1 protein-coding gene is annotated in these 551 nt (G+C 64.2%); it reads left to right on the top strand.

The window, feature by feature from the left end; genetic code table 11:
* Positions 1–551: reverse transcriptase domain-containing protein (locus tag IVA82_RS33125; RefSeq protein WP_247493703.1), on the top strand; the 551-nt coding region annotated here is incomplete at both ends.

The following is a 551-nucleotide window of genomic DNA, read 5'->3' as shown; positions in this document are numbered from 1 at the left end:
GTGGTCGAGCGTGAGAATCTGAAGGAAGCGTTGGCGCGAGTGAAGCGCAACAAAGGTGCGGCGGGCGTTGACGGGATGACTGTCGGCGACCTGCCGGCCTACCTGAAGGAGCACTGGCTCACGATCCGAGCCCAGTTGCTTGACGGCACTTACAAGCCCCAGCCGGTGCGGCGGGTGGAGATACCGAAGGCGTCGGGCGGCCTGCGGCCGCTCGGCATTCCGACGGTGCTCGACCGCCTGATCCAGCAGGCGGTGATGCAAGTGCTGCAAGCGGACTGGGACGGAACGTTCTCCGAGACGAGCTTCGGCTTCCGGCCGAAGCGCTCGGCACATCAGGCGGTGGAACAGGCGCAGGCGTACATCGCGTCCGGCCACGGCTTTGTCGTGGACATCGACCACGACATCCTGATGGGGCTGGTTGCCAAGCGGGTTGCTGACAAGCGCCTCCTGAATATAGCGCGACAATCTGGATGGGAAGCGCGCGACAATCAGGATGGCGAGTCGGTGTCGCGGCGAGGTGATGATTGCCGCGATGATTGTCGCGCGCAAGA

It is taken from the genome of Bradyrhizobium sp. 142 (assembly GCF_023074015.1).
GTDB lineage: Bacteria > Pseudomonadota > Alphaproteobacteria > Rhizobiales > Xanthobacteraceae > Bradyrhizobium.
Note: the sequence above shows the minus strand (reverse complement) of the source record. Positions and strands in the feature narration are given on the sequence as shown.